At 69.3% G+C, this 16,759-nt stretch carries 17 protein-coding genes; 8 read left to right on the top strand and 9 right to left on the bottom strand.

Annotation, left to right across the window (positions count from 1 at the left end):
• Nucleotides 1–13: 13 nt before the first annotated feature.
• Nucleotides 14–253: a hypothetical protein gene (locus GFK26_RS25775; RefSeq protein WP_153284464.1), complete on the bottom strand. Its 240-nt coding sequence runs from the start codon at nucleotides 251–253 to the stop codon at nucleotides 14–16.
• Nucleotides 254–344: 91 nt separating this feature from the next.
• Here GFK26_RS25775 and GFK26_RS25770 point away from each other — a divergent pair, with 91 nt between their 5' ends.
• Genes GFK26_RS25770 through GFK26_RS25755 form a run of 4 tightly spaced genes read left to right on the top strand, consistent with a single transcriptional unit; the run spans nucleotide 345 to nucleotide 4,208 of the window.
• Nucleotides 345–1,811, top strand: a complete 1,467-nt coding sequence (locus GFK26_RS25770; RefSeq protein ID WP_153284463.1) for a cobyric acid synthase — start codon at nucleotides 345–347, stop codon at nucleotides 1,809–1,811.
• On the top strand, nucleotides 1,808–2,851 hold the full coding sequence (cobT, locus tag GFK26_RS25765) for a nicotinate-nucleotide--dimethylbenzimidazole phosphoribosyltransferase (protein ID WP_153284462.1): 1,044 nt from the start codon (nucleotides 1,808–1,810) through the stop codon (nucleotides 2,849–2,851). The genes GFK26_RS25770 and cobT overlap by 4 nt, the downstream gene beginning before the upstream one ends.
• Nucleotides 2,848–3,642: an adenosylcobinamide-GDP ribazoletransferase gene (locus GFK26_RS25760; RefSeq protein ID WP_153284461.1), complete on the top strand. Its 795-nt coding sequence runs from the start codon at nucleotides 2,848–2,850 to the stop codon at nucleotides 3,640–3,642. Before cobT ends, GFK26_RS25760 begins: the two co-directional genes overlap by 4 nt.
• The gene (locus GFK26_RS25755) at nucleotides 3,639–4,208 is read left to right on the top strand and encodes a histidine phosphatase family protein (protein ID WP_153284460.1); all 570 of its coding nucleotides are present in this window, start codon (nucleotides 3,639–3,641) and stop codon (nucleotides 4,206–4,208) included. Before GFK26_RS25760 ends, GFK26_RS25755 begins: the two co-directional genes overlap by 4 nt.
• 10 nt (nucleotides 4,209–4,218) lie before the next feature.
• Here the strand turns inward: GFK26_RS25755 and GFK26_RS25750 are convergent, their stop codons facing one another.
• Both GFK26_RS25750 and nth read right to left on the bottom strand, forming a co-directional pair.
• The gene (locus GFK26_RS25750; RefSeq protein WP_153284459.1) at nucleotides 4,219–5,076 is read right to left on the bottom strand and encodes an Ivy family c-type lysozyme inhibitor; all 858 of its coding nucleotides are present in this window, start codon (nucleotides 5,074–5,076) and stop codon (nucleotides 4,219–4,221) included.
• A 20-nt stretch (nucleotides 5,077–5,096) separates the two neighbouring features.
• On the bottom strand, nucleotides 5,097–5,744 hold the full coding sequence (nth, locus tag GFK26_RS25745) for an endonuclease III (RefSeq protein WP_153284458.1): 648 nt from the start codon (nucleotides 5,742–5,744) through the stop codon (nucleotides 5,097–5,099).
• Between the two features lie 178 nt (nucleotides 5,745–5,922).
• Here nth and GFK26_RS25740 point away from each other — a divergent pair, with 178 nt between their 5' ends.
• Nucleotides 5,923–7,110: a PLP-dependent aminotransferase family protein gene (locus GFK26_RS25740; protein WP_153284457.1), complete on the top strand. Its 1,188-nt coding sequence runs from the start codon at nucleotides 5,923–5,925 to the stop codon at nucleotides 7,108–7,110.
• A gap of 7 nt (nucleotides 7,111–7,117) precedes the next feature.
• Here the strand turns inward: GFK26_RS25740 and GFK26_RS25735 are convergent, their stop codons facing one another.
• Nucleotides 7,118–7,345: a hypothetical protein gene (locus GFK26_RS25735; protein WP_056581383.1), complete on the bottom strand. Its 228-nt coding sequence runs from the start codon at nucleotides 7,343–7,345 to the stop codon at nucleotides 7,118–7,120.
• 111 nt (nucleotides 7,346–7,456) lie between these two features.
• On the opposite strand from GFK26_RS25735, the gene GFK26_RS25730 reads away from it, so the two are divergent.
• Entirely contained in the window at nucleotides 7,457–7,783 is a 327-nt protein-coding gene (locus GFK26_RS25730; protein WP_153284456.1) for a DUF6172 family protein, read from the top strand.
• A gap of 13 nt (nucleotides 7,784–7,796) precedes the next feature.
• Here the strand turns inward: GFK26_RS25730 and GFK26_RS25725 are convergent, their stop codons facing one another.
• The 3 genes from GFK26_RS25725 to mfd are packed head-to-tail and all read right to left on the bottom strand — an operon-like array spanning nucleotide 7,797 to nucleotide 13,059.
• Entirely contained in the window at nucleotides 7,797–8,873 is a 1,077-nt protein-coding gene (locus tag GFK26_RS25725) for an Ldh family oxidoreductase (protein ID WP_153284455.1), read from the bottom strand.
• A complete protein-coding gene (gene serB, locus GFK26_RS25720) occupies nucleotides 8,870–9,580 on the bottom strand; it encodes a phosphoserine phosphatase SerB (RefSeq protein WP_153284454.1) in 711 nt (236 codons plus the stop codon). Before serB ends, GFK26_RS25725 begins: the two co-directional genes overlap by 4 nt.
• Nucleotides 9,577–13,059, bottom strand: coding sequence for a transcription-repair coupling factor (gene mfd, locus GFK26_RS25715; RefSeq protein ID WP_153284453.1), 3,483 nt, complete (start codon nucleotides 13,057–13,059; stop codon nucleotides 9,577–9,579). The genes serB and mfd overlap by 4 nt, the downstream gene beginning before the upstream one ends.
• A gap of 118 nt (nucleotides 13,060–13,177) precedes the next feature.
• Here mfd and ispD point away from each other — a divergent pair, with 118 nt between their 5' ends.
• Together ispD and ispF are read left to right on the top strand one after the other, a co-directional pair.
• The gene (gene ispD, locus GFK26_RS25710; RefSeq protein ID WP_153284452.1) at nucleotides 13,178–13,891 is read left to right on the top strand and encodes a 2-C-methyl-D-erythritol 4-phosphate cytidylyltransferase; all 714 of its coding nucleotides are present in this window, start codon (nucleotides 13,178–13,180) and stop codon (nucleotides 13,889–13,891) included.
• Nucleotides 13,888–14,379, top strand: a complete 492-nt coding sequence (gene ispF / locus GFK26_RS25705; RefSeq protein WP_070060518.1) for a 2-C-methyl-D-erythritol 2,4-cyclodiphosphate synthase — start codon at nucleotides 13,888–13,890, stop codon at nucleotides 14,377–14,379. Before ispD ends, ispF begins: the two co-directional genes overlap by 4 nt.
• A gap of 12 nt (nucleotides 14,380–14,391) precedes the next feature.
• On the opposite strand, the gene GFK26_RS25700 is transcribed toward ispF, so the two are convergent.
• Together GFK26_RS25700 and ompR are read right to left on the bottom strand one after the other, a co-directional pair.
• On the bottom strand, nucleotides 14,392–15,813 hold the full coding sequence (locus GFK26_RS25700; RefSeq protein ID WP_153286109.1) for a sensor histidine kinase: 1,422 nt from the start codon (nucleotides 15,811–15,813) through the stop codon (nucleotides 14,392–14,394).
• A gap of 77 nt (nucleotides 15,814–15,890) precedes the next feature.
• Nucleotides 15,891–16,622 carry a two-component system response regulator OmpR gene (gene ompR, locus GFK26_RS25695; protein ID WP_007837017.1) on the bottom strand — a complete coding sequence of 244 codons (732 nt, stop codon included), beginning with the start codon at nucleotides 16,620–16,622 and terminating at the stop codon, nucleotides 15,891–15,893.
• Between the last annotated feature and the right edge of the window lie 137 nt (nucleotides 16,623–16,759).

The following is a 16,759-nucleotide window of genomic DNA, read 5'->3' as shown; positions in this document are numbered from 1 at the left end:
GCGCCGTCCGGGCTCAGGCGCTGTCGCCGGGGCCCGGATGCGTCGCCGTGGCGGCCACCTGATTCAGCGCCGCAGCACCCAGTGCGAGCGCGCTCGAATAGCTGGGCTGTGGTCGCGCAGCCACCCGCAACGGCCGGTAGCCGAGCGTGTCGGCGGTGCTGCCGGTGTCGTGGACGGCTTCGAGCAGGAGCCAGTAGAACCGGCCCGGCTCGCGCTCCTCGACCGTCAGCGCCAGATCGTTGAGGGCGGGCATGGTTTTTGGGGTGCGCCCCTGAGGGGCCTCACTCTTATTACGTCTGAGTCGGCCTTCCGGTTTCAGTTCGGCGCTCAACGACAATCCCCCGATGAGTTCCAGAGCAACAAGCGGACCGGCGCGCTGCGTCATGGTCCTGGGCACCACGAGCGGCGCCGGCAAGAGCTGGCTGGCCACCGCGCTGTGCCGGTGGTATGCCCGCCAGGGGCTGCGGGTGGCGCCGTTCAAGGCGCAGAACATGAGCAACAACGCCCGCGTGGTCGAGGGCGGCGAGATTGGCAGCGCCCAGTACTTCCAGGCCCTGGCCGCCAACGCCGTGCCCGATGTGCGCATGAACCCGCTGCTGCTCAAGCCCGAGCGCGACACCCACAGCCAGGTGGTGCTGATGGGGCAGGTGAGCGAGTCGCTCTCGACCCTGCCGTGGCGCGGGCGCAGCGAACGCGTCTGGCCGCAGATCGTGCAGGCCTTCGACGAATTGCGCGCCGAGAACGACGTGGTCGTGATCGAGGGCGCCGGTTCGCCGGCCGAGATCAACCTCATGGCCAGCGACATCGTCAACATGCGCGTCGCCCGCCATGCGCAGGCGCGCTGCCTGCTCGCGACCGACATCGACCGCGGCGGCGCCTTCGCCCACCTGTACGGCACCTGGGCTTTGTTGCCCGAGGCCGACCGGGCGCTCATCCAGGGCTTCGTGCTCAACAAGTTCCGCGGCGACGCCTCGCTGCTGGCGCCCGCGCCGCAACAACTGCAGGAATTGACCGGCGTGCCCACCGTGGCCACGCTGCCGATGTGGTGGCAGCACGGCCTGCCCGAGGAAGACGGCGTGTTCGACGACCGCAGCCGCGCCAGCGGCGTGGTCACGCGCACCGTGGCGGTGGTCGCGTACCCGCGCCTGAGCAACCTCGACGAGTTCCAGGCGCTGAAGAACGTGCCCGGCGTGCGCCTGGTCTGGGCCCGCACGCCGGCCGACGTGGCCGGCGCCGACTGGATCGTGCTGCCGGGCTCCAAACACACGAGCGGCGACCTGGCCTGGCTGCGCGCGCAGGGCCTGGACCGCGCGGTGGCCGAGCACGCCGGACGCGGCGGTGCGGTGCTGGGCGTCTGCGGCGGGCTGCAGATGCTGGGCGAAGCGCTGGTCGATCCGCATGGCATCGACGGCAATGCACCCGGCCTCGGGTTGCTGCCGCTCGTGACTGTGTTCGAGCGCGAGAAGACCGTGCGGCACCGCGAGGCGGCCTTCGCCGGCAATCTGGTCGCAGGCCCCTGGGCCGGGCTGTCGGGCGTGCGCATCGCCGGCTACGAAATCCACCACGGCCAGACGGCCGCCCACCCGCAACTGGCCCACGACGGCCACGCCGTGATGCCCGAGGGCCTGGCCTGGCAGAACGCGCGCGGCAACGTGCTGGGCCTCTATCTGCACGGCCTGTTTGAAGACCCGGCCGCGCTGCAGGCGCTGTTCGGCACCACGGCGCCCACCCTGGACGCCACCTTCGACGGCCTGGCCGACTTCATCGACACCCACTTCGACGCCGGCGTGCTCGCCGGCCTGATCGCATGACCGACACCGATTTGATTCCCGCTGTTCCAGACATCGCCGACGCCGCACTCGCGGCGCGTCTGCAGGCCGCGCTCGACAACAAGACCAAGCCGGTCGGCGCGCTCGGCCGCCTCGAAGCGCTGGCGCTGCGCATCGGCACCATCCTCGGCACCGAGCAGCCCGTGCTCGACGCGCCGCAGATGCTGGTATGCGCCGGCGACCATGGGCTGGCGGCGCGCGGCGTGTCGGCCTATCCGAGCGACGTGACCTGGCAGATGGTCGAGAACTTCCTGGCGGGCGGTGCGGCCGTGAGCGTGCTGGCGCGCCAGCATGGCCTGGCGCTCACCGTGGTCGATTGCGGCGTGCGGCGCGACTTCCAGCCGCGCCCCGGCCTGGTGTCGCGGCGCATCGGCGCCGGCACGGCCGACGCCTCGGCCGGCCCCGCCATGGCGCCCGAGCAATGCGCCCAGGCCATCGCCAACGGCCGCGAGGTCGTGCGCGCGTTGCCGGGCAATGCGCTCCTGCTCGGCGAAATGGGCATCGGCAACAGCTCGTCCGCGGCGCTGCTGTTGTCGCGCCTGGCCGGGCTGGAGATCGGCCTGTGCACCGGCGCCGGCACGGGGCTCGACGCTGATGGCCTCGCACGCAAGCGCGAGGTGCTGCGCGAGGTGCTCGCCCTGCACGCGGGCGCGACCGCGCCGCTCGAGGCGCTGGCCGCGTTCGGCGGTTTCGAGGTGGCGACACTGGTCGGCGCGGTGCTGCAGGCGGCGCAAGAGCGGCGCGTGATCGTGGTCGACGGCTTCATCGCCAGCGCCGCCGTGCTGGTCGCGCAGGCGATCCGGCCGCAGGTGACGCAGCGCTGCGTGGCGGCGCACAGCTCGGCCGAGCCGGGACATGCGCTGCTGCTGAAGCAGCTCGGGCTCGAGCCCTTGCTGAACCTCGACCTGCGCCTGGGCGAAGGCTCGGGCGGCGCGCTGGCGTGGCCGTTGCTCGAGTCGGCCTGCCGCATCCTGCGCGAGATGGCGAGCTTCGAATCGGCGGGCGTGTCGCGCCAGCAATGAACGGCGTGCGCCATTTCCTGCTGGCCGTCCAGTTCTTCACGCGCGTGCCGGTGACGGGACAACTCGCTGCCTGGGTCGGCTTCAGCCCGCAGATGCTGCGCGCCGCCGCGGCGCACCTGCCGGCCATCGGCTGGATTGCGGGCGGGGTGGCCGCAGCGGTGTTCGTGGCGGTGGGTGCGGGCCTGCCGGGCGTCGGCGGGGCTTTTGCGGCGGCCGTGCTGAGCACCGTCGCCACCGTGATGCTCACGGGCGCCTTCCACGAAGACGGCCTGGCCGACGTGGCCGACGGCCTCGGCGGTTCGGCCAGCCGCGAGCGGGCGCTGGAGATCATGAAGGACTCGCGCATCGGCGCCTTCGGCGCGGTCGCGCTGGTGCTGGCGCTGGGCCTGAAGTTCGGCCTGCTGGCCGCGCTGGCCGCACGCGGGCTGGACGTGGTGGCGGTGTCCATCGTTGGCGCGCATGTGCTGTCGCGGCTGGCGCCGCTGTTCCTGATCCGCTGGCTGCCCTATGTGGGTGACAGCAGCGGCAGCAAGGCCAAGCCGCTGGCCGACGCGATCAGCGGCGGTGCGCTGCTCGTCGCCGTGCTCTGGGCCGTGCCCGTCGTGGCGTTGCTGCTGTGCGCGCACGACGCGGTGCACGTGGGCGCGGCGCTCGTGGCGCTGGCGCTCGCGGCCGGCTGGATGGCGCGGCTCTTCGTGCGTCGCCTGCAGGGCTTCACGGGCGATGGGCTCGGCGCCACGCAGCAGGTGTGCGAGCTGGCGATCTACCTCGCGTTGGCGTGGAAGGCATGAGCACTGCGACGGCCCAGCTCTGGCTGCAGCGCCACGCGCCGGTGATCGCGCCGCAGGGTCTGTGCTACGGCGCGACTGACATTGACGCGCACGTCGACGGCACACAGGCCGCGGCAGAGCGCATCGCGTCGGTGCTGCCGGCCGGCATCGTGCTGTGGAGTTCGCCGCTGCGGCGTTGCGCCATGCTGGCGGATGCCATCGTCGCGCTGCGGCCCGATCTCTCGGTGCGACGCGATGTACGCCTGGCCGAGATGAATTTCGGCGCCTGGGAAGGGCGCCTGTGGTCGGCCGTGGCCCGTGAAGAGTTCGAGGCCTGGACGACCCGTTTCGCCGACGCCCCGGCCGGCGGCGACGGTGAGAGCGTGCGCGGCTTCATGCAGCGCGTGGCCGCCGCGCATGCCGACTGGCTGGCGACCGGCGCCGATGCACTGTGGGTCACGCATGCAGGCGTGCTGCGGGCGGTGCAGTTGCTGTCGCAGGGCGTGTCATGCCCCGAACGGGCCGATCAATGGCCCAACGACGCGGCGGCTTTCGGCGACTGGCGCGTGGTCGCCGCACCGACCTGAGGGGATCTCGTCAGTTCTTGGCGCGCCACTGCTCGCGCCAGAGCCGGTCGAGCTGCCCTGCGAACTGCGGCGAGGGCCCGCCCACGAGCTGGTTCTGCCCGTTGCGCTGCACCAGGCCGTAGAGCCGACCCGAGCCCTGGTCGTAGAGCGCGATCGCGTTGTGGTCGTGGCAATCGTGCGGCTTGCAGAAGGCATGCAGCAGATAGCGCGTGCCGTCCACCGTCACCCATTGCGGCTCGGGCGCCGGACCTTCGCGGCGCACGAGCCACGGTTCGGTCTCACGCGTGCCCAGCGCGGCGCGCCAGGCCTTGTCCATCGCCGGGCCGCGGGCGAGGGCGGCCGGGCTGCCCGTGGCGGGTGCCGGCGGCTTGGGGGTGGCAGTCGCGGGTTCGGCGGGCGGCGTTGCGGCGCGCGCCGCGCCGTCGCAGCGCCAGTACCGCTGCTTCATCAGCTCCGGCCCCAACTGGCCCATCACCGGCTTGTCGGCCTTCAGCGTGATCGACTGGCCGCGCGCATCGCGAAAGACCAGGAAATTCAGCATTGCGTGATCGCCCTTGTCCACGCGGCTCATCAGTGCGACGTCGAAGTTCGGCGGCGGCGCCTGGTTGCCGAAGAAACTGTGCGCCGTGTCCGGTTCGCGGCCCACGACGCGGCGCTTGCCGCGCTCGGCGATCAGCATGTCTTCGCGCACCTGCAGCGTCGGCGCCGCTGCGTCGGCGCAGTTGGCGGACCAGCGCCCGCCGTAGAGCGCCATCGTCTCCGGCGGCAGCACGCCGTCGCGCGACCAGGCGGAGCCCGCGCTACACAGTGCCGCGAGCAGGAGGAGGGCCGCGGGCGGTGTCGTCTTGAAAATCGTTGTGGTCGTCATGTGCGATGTGTGTGTGCCGCTCAGGCGGTCTTGGGGGCCGGCGTCTTGGGCTTGAAGCTACAGAAGGTCGCGACCGCGCACTCCCAGCAGCGCGGCTTGCGCGCCACGCAGACATAGCGCCCGTGCAGGATCAGCCAGTGGTGCGCGTGCAGGCGGTACTCGGGTGGGATGCGCTTTTCGAGCTTGAGTTCCACGTCCAGCGGCGTCTTGCCGGGCGCAAGCCCGGTGCGGTTGCCGATGCGGAAGATGTGCGTGTCGACCGCGATGGTCTCTTCGCCGAAAGCCACGTTGAGCACCACGTTCGCCGTCTTGCGCCCGACGCCCGGCAGCGCCTCGAGCTCGGCGCGCGTGCGCGGCACCTCGCCGCCATGCAGCTCGACCAGCATGCGGCAGGCCTCGATCAGGTGCCTGGCCTTGCTGCGGTACAGCCCGATCGTCTTGATGTACGACTCCAGCCCTTCCACGCCCAGGTCGAGGATCGCCTGCGGCGTGTTCGCCACCGGATAGAGCCGGCGCGTCGCCTTGTTCACCCCCACGTCGGTGGCCTGCGCCGACAGCAGCACCGCGGCCAGCAGCTCGAAGGGCGTGGTGTATTCGAGCTCCGTGCGCGGCTCGGGGTTGGCGGCCTGCAGGGTCGCGAAGAAGAGGGGGATGTCGGATTTTTTCATGGATCGTGAGGGCCGCTGTTCATTGCGAGGGGCTCGCGGGGCGCATGCCGCGGAAGGCAGGGCGAGCACCGGCGTTTGCGGCGATGGATGCAATATATCGTCGAAAAGCCATGGCCCTACGCAGCTTTCCTGCCCGGGCTTTCGCGACAATGACGCCCAGAAAGTGAGACCGACCATCATGCAATTCGCCTCCCGCCTCGACAACGTCGAAACCTCTGCCATCCGCGAACTCTTCAAGCTGCTGGGCAAGCCCGGCATCATCAGTTTTGCGGGCGGCTTTCCCGACAGCGCCATGTTCGACGTCGAGGGCCTGAAGGAGGCGAGCCAGAAAGCGCTCACCGAAGAGGCCGGCGGGGCCCTGCAGTACGGTGCCACCGAAGGCTACGAGCCGCTGCGCAACCAGCTCTCCGATTTCATGAAGACCAAGGGCGTCGACGTCGACCCCAGCGGCCTGATCGTCACCACCGGCAGCCAGCAGGCGCTCGACCTGCTGGGCAAGACCATGATCTCGCCCGGCGACAAGGTGATCGTCGAAGGCCCGACCTTCCTGGCGACAATCCAGTGCTTCCGCCTGTACGGCGCGCAGCTCATCAGCGCGCCCATCGACGCCAACGGCGTGAAGACCGACGAGCTCGAGAAGCTCATCGCCGAGCACAAGCCCAAGTTCGTCTACCTGATCCCCACCTTCGGCAACCCCAGTGGCGCGATGCTGACGCTGGAGCGTCGCAAGAAGGTGCTCGAGCTGGCCGTGAAGTACCAGACGCTGATCGTCGAGGACGACCCCTACGGCGACCTGTACTTCGGTGAAGCGCCGCCGCCGTCGATCATGTCGCTGAGCAAGGACGTGCCCGGCAGCCGCGAGCTGCTGGCGCATTGCGGCAGCCTGAGCAAGGTGCTGAGCCCGGGCCTGCGCATCGGCTGGATGATCGCGCCCCCCGAGCTGCTGGCCAAGGCGACGATGTGCAAGCAGTTCAGCGACGCCCACACCAGCACCTTCGCGCAGGCCACGGCCGCGCAGTACCTCAAGAGCGGCCGCATGCCCGGCACGCTGGCGCATGTGCGCGAGGTCTACGGCCAGCGTGCGCAAGCGATGGGCGCGGCGCTGACGCGCGAGCTGGGCGATGCGGTGAGCTTCACGCAGCCCAACGGCGGTTTGTTCTTCTGGGCGCGCCTCACGGGCGCCAACGGCAAGCTGGCCGATGCCAACGAGCTGGCCAAGCGTGCGATCGAAAAGCTGGTGGCCTTCGTGCCCGGCGCGCCGTTCTTCGCCGAGAAGCCCGATGTGGCGACGCTGCGCCTGAGCTTTGCGACGGCCGACATCGCGAAGATCGAAGAAGGCGTGAAGCGCCTCGGCCAGGCCCTGTAGTAAATCGTCAGGGGGACCGGTGCAGGCGGGGTGCCGCCAGCAGGTCCAGGTTCTCTGAAATGGCCGCATCCACGTTCGGATAGCGGCCTTTCATTTTGGAGAGCGTCATGATGGTCTGCAGCGCCTTCAGGTCCTTGACCGAGGGCGCGACCTTGATCTGCGCGATCGCCGCCGGGGCGTTGCCGCCGTTCACCAATGCCATCACCTTGCTTGCCCAGTCGTTTGCGCGTGCCATGCTTTCACCTGTAATCCGTTGAATGCGCCGACTGTACACAGCGGCCGGACCCGTGAAGGGCCTGCCATCGCCGCCGGGCCGCCCCAGGGCGGGGCCGGGTTACCATCGACCATGAGAAAAACCTTCCAGCTTCAGGTCGAGGGCAAGCACCCCGACCGTCACCTCGAAGCCGTCAAGCACGAGATTCGCAAGTACATCAAGCGCGAGCGCCGCCGCGACCTGCCCGAAGGCGCCGACTTCTGGGACTTCGACTGCAAGTTCGGCACCGCCCAGGAATCCGCCGAAACCATCCACCTCACGGCCATCACCGGCCTCATCGACGGTGTGGTGAAAGAGGGCGGCACGCAGTTCTACGTCGAGATCCTGGCCAAGCCAGGCAAGCGCCAGCCGAGGCCTGCGGGCGCGCCCGAGCACGCCGAGAACGACGACGAGGAATAAACCCCGTCAGATGTCAGATCAGCGCCTGCGCCATCCGCAGGCCATGCCGCTGCTCCGCCTCCTGCAGCGAGCGCGCAATCGACGGGTGCAGCCGCACCCCGTTCGCCGATTGCGCTTCCCGACGCTTCAACCCGCCTTCACCCGGCAGCCGCACAGGCTTGGCCGGGTCGACGGGCGCGTTGTCGCGGCACTTCGCCGCCACGTGGTCCATCTGGCGCAGGAAGGCTTCCTTGCCACCGAAGGCGTTCAGGTCGTGCAGCGTGAGGTGCACCGTCGCGCCCCAGCCTTCGGGCGGGTCGGCGCGGCCGTGGCCTGCGAGGCCGGCCGTGAGCGTCTCGACCAGCAACGCCATGCCGTAGCCCTTGTGGCCGTGGCTCAGGCCGCCCACGGGCAGCAGCGTGCCGGGCGGCTGGTCGAACAGCACCTGCGGGTTGTTCGACGGCTGGCCTGATGCGTCGATGAGCCACTCTTCGGCGAAGGTCTCGCCGGCCGCGCGCTTGCGGTTGCTCATGCCGTTGGTGGTGATCGAGGCCGAGATGTCGACCATCACGCCGCCCTGCGACAGCGGAAAGCCCATCGCCAGTGGATTCGGCGTGAACACGGCCTGCGTGCCGCCGTAGGGCGCGACGCTGGCGGTGTTGGGGTCGGAGCAGGCCAGCAGCATCAGCATGTCTTCCTGCAGTGCGCGCAGCATGTAGACCGCGAGGCAGGCGATGTGGTGGCTGCGGCGGATCACGAGCGAGGCCGTACCCAGTTCGCGGGCGCGCGGCACCAGCAGGTCCATGCCCTGGTCCATGAGCCAGGGGCCGGGCAGGCGCTTGCCGTCCCACAGCACGGCGGCGGGGCGGTCGGACAGCACCTCGGGCGCGCCGTCGCGCGTCATGCCGCCCGATTCGATTTCTTTCACGTAGCCGGCCAGCAGCGCGAGGCCGTGCGTGTCGTGGCCCAGCAGGTCGCCTTCGACCAGCGTGCCTGCCACGCTGTCGGCCATCGAGGCCGCAAGGCCCGCTTTCTGCAGCAGGGCGCTGGCGTAGTCGCGCAGCGCGTCGGCGCGGTAGAGCGGGGCGGCAGCTGCTGCAGAAGATGTCATTTCAGGATCTCCAGCACGCGGTCGAGCCCGCCTTCGTTGATCGCCACCATGGCCTGCTCGCGCACCTTCGGCTTGGCGTGATAGGCCACCGACAGCCCGGCCTCGCCCATCATCGGCAGGTCGTTGGCGCCGTCGCCCACGGCGATGGTCTCCTGCGGCGAGATGCCCATGAGCGACGCCACTTCGAGCAGCGTGCGGCGCTTTTCGGCGCCGTCGCAGATGTCGCCCCAGCTTTGCGTCACGACCTGGCCGGTGAGCTGTCCGTCGGCTTCGTCGAGCAGGTTGGAGCGTGCAAAGTCGATGCCCAGCCGGTCCTTCACGCGGTTCGCGAAGAAGGTGAAGCCGCCCGACACCAGCAGCACCTTGAGGCCGGCCGCCTTGCAGGCCGCGACCAGTTCGGTGGCGCCCGGGTTGAGCTTCAGTCGCTCGTCGTACACCTGCTGCAGCGCGGCCACGGGTACGCCCTGCAGCAGCGCCACGCGACGGCGCAGGCTTTCCTTGAAGTCCTTGATCTCGCCGCGCATCGTGGCTTCGGTGATCGCGGCCACCTCGGCCTTCTTGCCGACGGCATCGGCGATCTCGTCGATGCATTCGATGTTGATCAGCGTCGAATCCATGTCGAACGCGATCAGCTTGAAGTCGGCGAGCTTCAGCGGCGGCTTCACGCGCTGGAGGACGAGGCCGGGGGAAAATTCTGTAGCGCTCATGCGGGGGCGATTTCCTTGACGAGGGGTTGACCGAGGCTGCGAAGCACGTCGCGCACCATCTGCGCGCGGTCCTTCGGCTCTTTCAGCTCGCGCTCGATGCGCAGCTTCTCGTTGCCGGCGAGCTTGATGTGCTTGTTCTTCTGGATCAGCTGGATGATGGCCATGCCGTCGACCGGCGCGTCCTTCTTGAAGGTGATGTTGATGATGCCCGGCGCGGCATCGACCTTGATCACGCCGTAGGGCCGCGCAAGCACGCGCAGGCGGTGCGTGTCGATCAGCGTCTGGGCCTGCGGTGGCAGCTTGCCGAAGCGGTCGACGATTTCTTCGAGCAGCGTATCGATCTGGTCGGGCGTCTTCGCGGTGGCGAGCTTCTTGTAGAACGACAGCCGCAGGTGCACGTCGCCGCAGTAGTCGTCGGGCAGCAGGGCGGGCGCGTGCAGGTTGATCTCGGTCGTCACCGACAGCGGCGACAGCAGGTCGGGCTCCTGCCCGGCCTTGAGCGAGCGCACGGCCTCGCTGAGCATCTCGTTGTAGAGCTGGAAGCCGATCTCCATCATGTTGCCACTCTGGTTCTCGCCGAGCACTTCGCCTGTGCCGCGAATCTCGAGGTCGTGCATCGCGAGGTAGAAGCCCGAGCCCAGTTCTTCCATCTGCTGGATCGCTTCGAGCCGCTGCGAGGCCTGCTTGGTCAGGCCCTCGGTGTCCGGCACCATGAGGTAGGCGTAGGCCTGGTGGTGCGAACGGCCGACGCGGCCACGCAGTTGGTGCAGCTGCGCGAGGCCGAACTTGTCGGCGCGGCTCATCACGATGGTGTTGGCGGTGGGCACGTCGATGCCGGTCTCGATGATGGTCGAGCACAGCAGCATGTTGTAGCGCTGGGCCACGAAGTCGCGCATCACGCGCTCCAGCTCGCGCTCGGGCATCTGGCCGTGGGCCACGGCGATGCGGGCCTCGGGCAGGATTTCTTCGAGCTTCTGGCGCCGGTTCTGGATGGTCTCGACCTCGTTGTGCAGAAAGTAGACCTGTCCGCCGCGCTTCAGCTCGCGCAACACGGCCTCGCGGATCACGCCCGTACCCTCGTTGCGCACGAAGGTCTTGATGGCCAGCCGGCGCTGCGGCGCGGTGGCGATCACGCTCAGGTCGCGCAGGCCTTCGAGCGCCATGCCCAGCGTGCGCGGAATCGGCGTGGCCGTGAGCGTGAGCACGTCGACCTCGGCGCGCATCGCCTTCATCGCCTCCTTGTGGCGCACGCCGAAACGGTGCTCCTCGTCGATGATGAGCAGGCCCAGGTTCTTGAACTTGATCGATGGCGACAGCAGCTTGTGCGTGCCGACCACGATGTCGACCTGGCCCTCGGCCAGGCCCTTGGCGGCGGCCGAGATTTCCTTGGCGGAACGAAAGCGGCTCATCTCCGCCACCTTCACCGGCCACTTGGCAAAACGGTCGACCAGCGTCTGGTAGTGCTGCTCGGCCAGCAGCGTGGTCGGCGCGAGGAACGCCACCTGCTTGCCGCCGGTGACGGCGATGAAGGCGGCGCGCAGCGCGACCTCGGTCTTGCCGAAGCCCACGTCGCCGCACACGAGGCGGTCCATCGGCTGGGGCGAGATCATGTCCTGCACCACGGCGTGGATCGCGGCTTTCTGGTCGGCGGTTTCCTGGAAGCCGAAGTCATTGGCGAACACCTCGTAGTCGGCCGGCGAGTAGCGGAAGGCATGGCCTTCGCGCGCCGCGCGGCGCGCGTAGATGTTGAGCAGCTCGGCGGCCGAGTCGCGCACCTGTTCGGCGGCCTTGCGCTTGGCCTTTTCCCACTGGCCGGAGCCCAGCTTGTGCAGCGGCGCCTCGTCGGCGCTCACGCCGGTGTAGCGGCTGATCTGGTGCAGCTGCGACACGGGCACGTAGAGCGTGGCCTTGTCGGCGTACTCCAGGTGCAGCATTTCCTGCAGCAGCGGTTTGCCGTCGGCGTCGGTGCCCTGGCCCAGGTCCATGTGGATCAGGCCGCGGTAGCGGCCGATGCCGTGCGCGGAGTGCACCACCGGATCGCCGACGTTGAGCTCGGACAGGTCCTTGATCAGCGCCTCGACATCGCTGACCTGTTCCTGCTTCTTGTTGCGACGGCGCGTGGTGGGCGCGGTGGCGAACAGCTCGGTCTCGGTGACGAAGTCGATCGCCTGTTCGCGCCACGCGAAGCCGGAGGCCAGCGCGGCGGTGGCGATGCCGATCTTCTCGTCGCCCGAGGCTTCGAACTCAGCCAGCGAGTCGAAGGCCGGCGGGTTCACGCCGCTGGCGCGCAGGAAGTCGAGCAGGCTCTCGCGGCGGCCGTCGCTCTCGGCGATCAGCAGCACGCGGTGCGGCGTGGCGGCGATGTGGGCCTTGAGGCCGACCAGCGGGTCTTCGGCGCCGCGCACCACGGCAAAGGGCGGCAGCTTGTCGAACTCGGCGTAGGGCGCGTCGGTAGCGATGTCGCCGCGAATGGCCAGTTGGGCGTGCGGCTTGGCGCGCTGATAGAACTGCTCGGCGTTGAGGAACAGCGCCTCGGGCGGGAGCGCGGGGCGCTCGGGGTCGCCCTGCACCAGGCGGTAGCGCTCGTTGGTGTCCTGCCAGAAATGCTGGAACGCGGGTTCGAGGTCGCCGTGCAGCACCACGGTCGCGTCGGGGCCGAGGTAGTCGAACACCGTGGCCGTCTCGTCGAAGAACAGCGGCAGGTAGTACTCGATGCCGGCGGTGGCCACGCCGTTGCCCATGTCCTTGTAGATGCGGCTCTTGGTCGGGTCGCCCTCGAGCAGTTCGCGCCAGCGGCTGCGAAAGCGCGCGCGGGCGTCGTCGTCCATCGGGAACTCGCGGCCCGGCAGCAATCGCACCTCGGGCACGGGGTAGAGGCTGCGCTGGGTGTCGGGGTCGAAGGTGCGGATGGAATCGATCTCGTCGTCGAACAGGTCGACGCGGAACGGCACCAGCGAGCCCATCGGGAACAGGTCGATCAGGCCGCCGCGCACCGCGTACTCGCCCGGGCTCACGACCTGCGTCACATGGCTGTAGCCGGCCAGCGTGAGTTGGGCCTTGAGCTTCGATTCCTCGAGCTTCTGCTTGGCCTTGAAGTGGAAGGTGTAGCCGGCCAGGAACGCGGGCGGCGCGAGCCGGTACAGCGCGGTGGTGGCGGGCACCAGCACCACGTCGGCCTCTTTCTGGCTGATGCGCCACAGCGTGGCCAGGCGCTCGCTGATCAGGTCCTGGTGCGGCGAGAAGCTGTCGTAGGGCAGCGTTTCCCAGTCGGGGAAGAGGGCGCAGCGCAGTTCGGGGGCGAAGAAGGCGATTTCGTCGATGAGCCGCTGGGCGTCGTTCGCGTCGGCGGTGAACATCGCGGTGGCGCGGCCCGCGGCCTTCTCGCGCATGCCGAGCTGGGCCAGCATCAGCGCATCGGCGGACAACGGGGGGCGCGGCAGCGTGAATCGCTTGCCCGCCGGGAGAAGGGGGAGGTCCATGGAGCGGCTCGAAAAATGCACGACACCCCGCGCCGGACGGCGAGGGGTGTGCGAATGTCAATTCTAGAATGGCGGCCCCTTATTCGCTTGTCGGCCATTGGCCCGTGCCGCACCCCTCATGTCATCTTCCCGTTTCTACGTGCTGATCCCCTGTGCCGGCTCCGGCCACCGTGCCGGCGGCACGCAGCCCAAGCAGTACCGGCGCCTTGCGGGCCAGTCGATGGTGGCCCACACGGTGGACGCGTTTCGCGCGATGGCCGGGCGTTTCGCGGGGGTGGCCGTGGTGGTGTCGCCCGACGACCGCGAGGTGCAGACGGCGCTGCCGCGCTTTCCCTCGAACGGCGAGCACCTGCTGCGCGTGGGCGGCCTGACGCGCGCCGCCTCGGTGCGCAACGGCCTGGCGGCGCTGCGCCAGAAGGGCGCGGGCGCGCACGACTGGGTGCTGGTGCACGACGCGGCGCGCTGCCTGGTCACGTCCAGCCAGATCGAGGCGCTGATTGCCGCCTGCGAGCACGACGCCGTCGGCGGCCTGCTGGCGCAGCGGCTGGCCGACACGCTGAAGGTGTCGTCGACCGACAGCCGCGCGACCCAGACCCTGCCGCGCGCCGACAAGTGGCTCGCGCAGACGCCGCAGATGTTCCGCATCGGCATGCTGCTCGACGCGCTGGAGCGCGTAGGCGACGTGGTGACCGACGAGGCCAGCGCCATCGAAAGCCTCGGCCTGGCGCCGCTGCTGGTGCCCGGCAGCGCACAGAACTTCAAGGTCACGTTCCCTGAAGATTTCGCACTGGCCGAGGCGGTGCTGCTCGGCCGCAAGAAGGCCATGGCATGACAACGACCCCGTTCAACATCCGCATCGGCGAAGGCTGGGACGTTCACCAGCTGGTGGCGGGGCGCAAGCTCATCCTCGGCGGCATCGAGGTGCCGCACACCACCGGCCTGCTCGGGCATTCGGACGCCGACGTGCTGCTGCATGCCATCACCGATGCGCTGCTCGGCGGTGCCGGGCTGGGCGACATCGGCCGGCATTTTCCCGACACCGACGCCCAGTTTCGTGGCGCCGATTCGGCCGTGCTGCTGGCCGAGGCGGCGCGCCGCGTGCGTGCGGCGGGCTGGGAAATCGGCAACGTCGACAGCACCGTGATCGCACAGGCGCCCAAGCTGGCGCCGCACATTCCGGCCATGTGCCAGCGCATCGCCGACACGCTGGGCATCGCGCTCGATCAGGTCAATGTGAAAGCCAAGACGGCCGAGAAGCTCGGCCCGGTGGGCGAGGGGCGGGCGATGGAAGCCCGCGCCGCCGTGCTGCTGCACCGCTGACGCGTCAGCGTTTCAGGCGACCTGCTTCTTGCCCGGCACGTCGCTGGGCTTGCTGGTGCTCGCCGGCATCGCGCGCGGCATACGGATGTGGGCCGCGAGGCCCCGGCCCGGCGTGCTGGTGAGCGCGAAGGTGCCGCCCATGCGCTCGATGTTCTTCGCCACGATCGACAGCCCCAGGCCGGCGCCGGCCGCCGAGGTGCGTGCCGCGTCGCCGCGGAAGAAGGGCTTGGTCAGCTGCACGAGCAGGGCAGGCTCGACGCCCGCGCCGTGGTCGCGCACCTTGATCAGCACCGCGTCGTTGTTGGCCTGCGCCTGGATCGTGACGTCGGCCACGCCGGTCGACGGCGTCTTGCCGTAGCGCCGCGCGTTCTCGACCAGGTTGGAGATCACGCGCGTGAGTTCCACCTCGTCGCCCATCACCTTCAGGTCGGCGGGCACGTCGACGTGGATGTTCATCTCTTCGTAGTCCTGCACGGCGTAGGTGCATGCGTCGATCACGTCGCGCAGCAGCACGGGGCGCTGGTCGACGTGGTCGGGGCGGGCGTAGTCGAGGAACTTGTCGATGATCGCGTCGAGCTGCGCGATGTCGGCGGCCATGTGGTCGCGCGCGTCTTCGTCGGCCACGCTCATCTCGGTTTCGAGCCGCAGCCGCGCCAGCGGCGTGCGCAGGTCGTGCGAGATGCCGGCCAGCATGATGGCGCGGTCCTGCTCGATCTTGGCGAGCTGATCGGCCATGCGGTTGAAGCCGATGTTCACCGCGCGGATTTCGTTGGTGCGGGCGCGCTCGTCGAGCCGGTGCGCCTCGTACTCGCCCTCGCGCACCTGCAAGGTGGCGCGCGACAGCTGCTTGAGCGGCAGGTTGATGAGCCGCGTGATCAGCGCCGCGCCCGCGAGCGACAGCGCCATCGCCGTGCTGAGCCAGACCAGCCACGTGCGCCCGCCCACGCGGCTGAAGCGCGTGGGATCGAGCAGCAGCCAGTAGGTGTCGCTCTCGATGGTGAAGCCGATCCACAGGCCGGCCTCGTCGTTCACGCGGCTGGCCACGGTGGTGCCTTCGCCGAGTTGCGCGATCAGCTCTTCGGTGACGCGCTCGTCGAGCGCGCCGCTGGTGTAGGGCTGGAAGCGATCGTTGGGTTCGCGCGGCAGGATGCGCACGCCTTCCTGGTCGGCCAGCGTCTTGATGAGTGAGACCCGCGTGATCGCGTCCGAATACACGAGCGCCGCGCGCGTGAGGTTCACGAGCGAGGCGATCTGGTGCCCGGTCTGGATCGCGCGTGGCTCGTACTCGAGCGAGCGGAAGGTCTGCAGCCAGGCGACCGTGCAGCCGATCAGCAGCAGCGCGAGCAGAAAGAAGGTGCGCCAGAAAAGGCTGAAGCCCAGCTTGAGGCCGGGGCGGCGGTCACGTTGCGCGCTCGCTTCGAGCGGGCTCGGCATCGTGACCTGCGCACCGTCCTCCTGGGCCGGGTCAGGTCGGGCGGAATGGAGGCCGATGGCCACCTCTCAGCGGGGCGTCAGGCCGTGCCGTCCGGCACGAACACGTAGCCCACGCCCCAGACGGTCTGGATGTAGCGCGGCGCCGCGGCGTCGGACTCGACCAGCTTGCGCAGGCGCGAGATCTGCACGTCCAGGCTGCGGTCGAACGGTTCGAACTCGCGGCCACGTGCCAGCTGGGCCAGCTTTTCACGCGACAGGGGTTGGCGCGGGTGGCGCACCAGCGCCTTGAGCATCGCGAACTCGCCGGTGGTCAGCGAGAGTTCTTCGCCGTCCTTCTTCAGGGTGCGCGAGCCGAGGTCGAAGGCGAACGGGCCGAAGGTGACGGTCTCGTTCTCGGTGGAGGGGGCGCCCGGCGCCTCGAGCGGCGGACGGCGGCGCAGCACGGCGTGCACGCGGGCCAGCAGTTCGCGCGGGTTGAAGGGCTTGCCGAGGTAGTCGTCGGCGCCGACTTCGAGACCGACGATGCGGTCCACGTCTTCACCCTTGGCGGTGAGCATGATGATCGGCGTGCGGTCGTTGGCGGCACGCAGGCGGCGGCACACCGAGAGACCGTCTTCGCCGGGCATCATCAGGTCGAGCACGATCAAATCGACCGTGTCGCGCAACAGGATGCGGTTGAGCGCCTTGCCGTCCTCGGCCACGATCACTTCGAATCCTTCCTGCGTCAGGTAGCGGCGCAGGAGGTCGCGGATGCGGGCGTCGTCGTCGACGATCACGATCTTGTCGGTGCGAGCGGGAACTTGAGTCATTTCTACAACGTTGAATTTGTAACAGCGCCGATTCTGAAGGCGTTAGCACCCCATTGCTGCCGAATTCCGTAGTGGTTGACACTAAGTTACACAACTTGCGGGCGCTCGCGCTCTGGTCATCCGGGCTTTGCCCAGCG

It is taken from the genome of Variovorax paradoxus (assembly GCF_009498455.1).
GTDB lineage: Bacteria > Pseudomonadota > Gammaproteobacteria > Burkholderiales > Burkholderiaceae_C > Variovorax > Variovorax paradoxus_H.
This window is presented reverse-complemented; position numbering and strand designations above follow the sequence as displayed.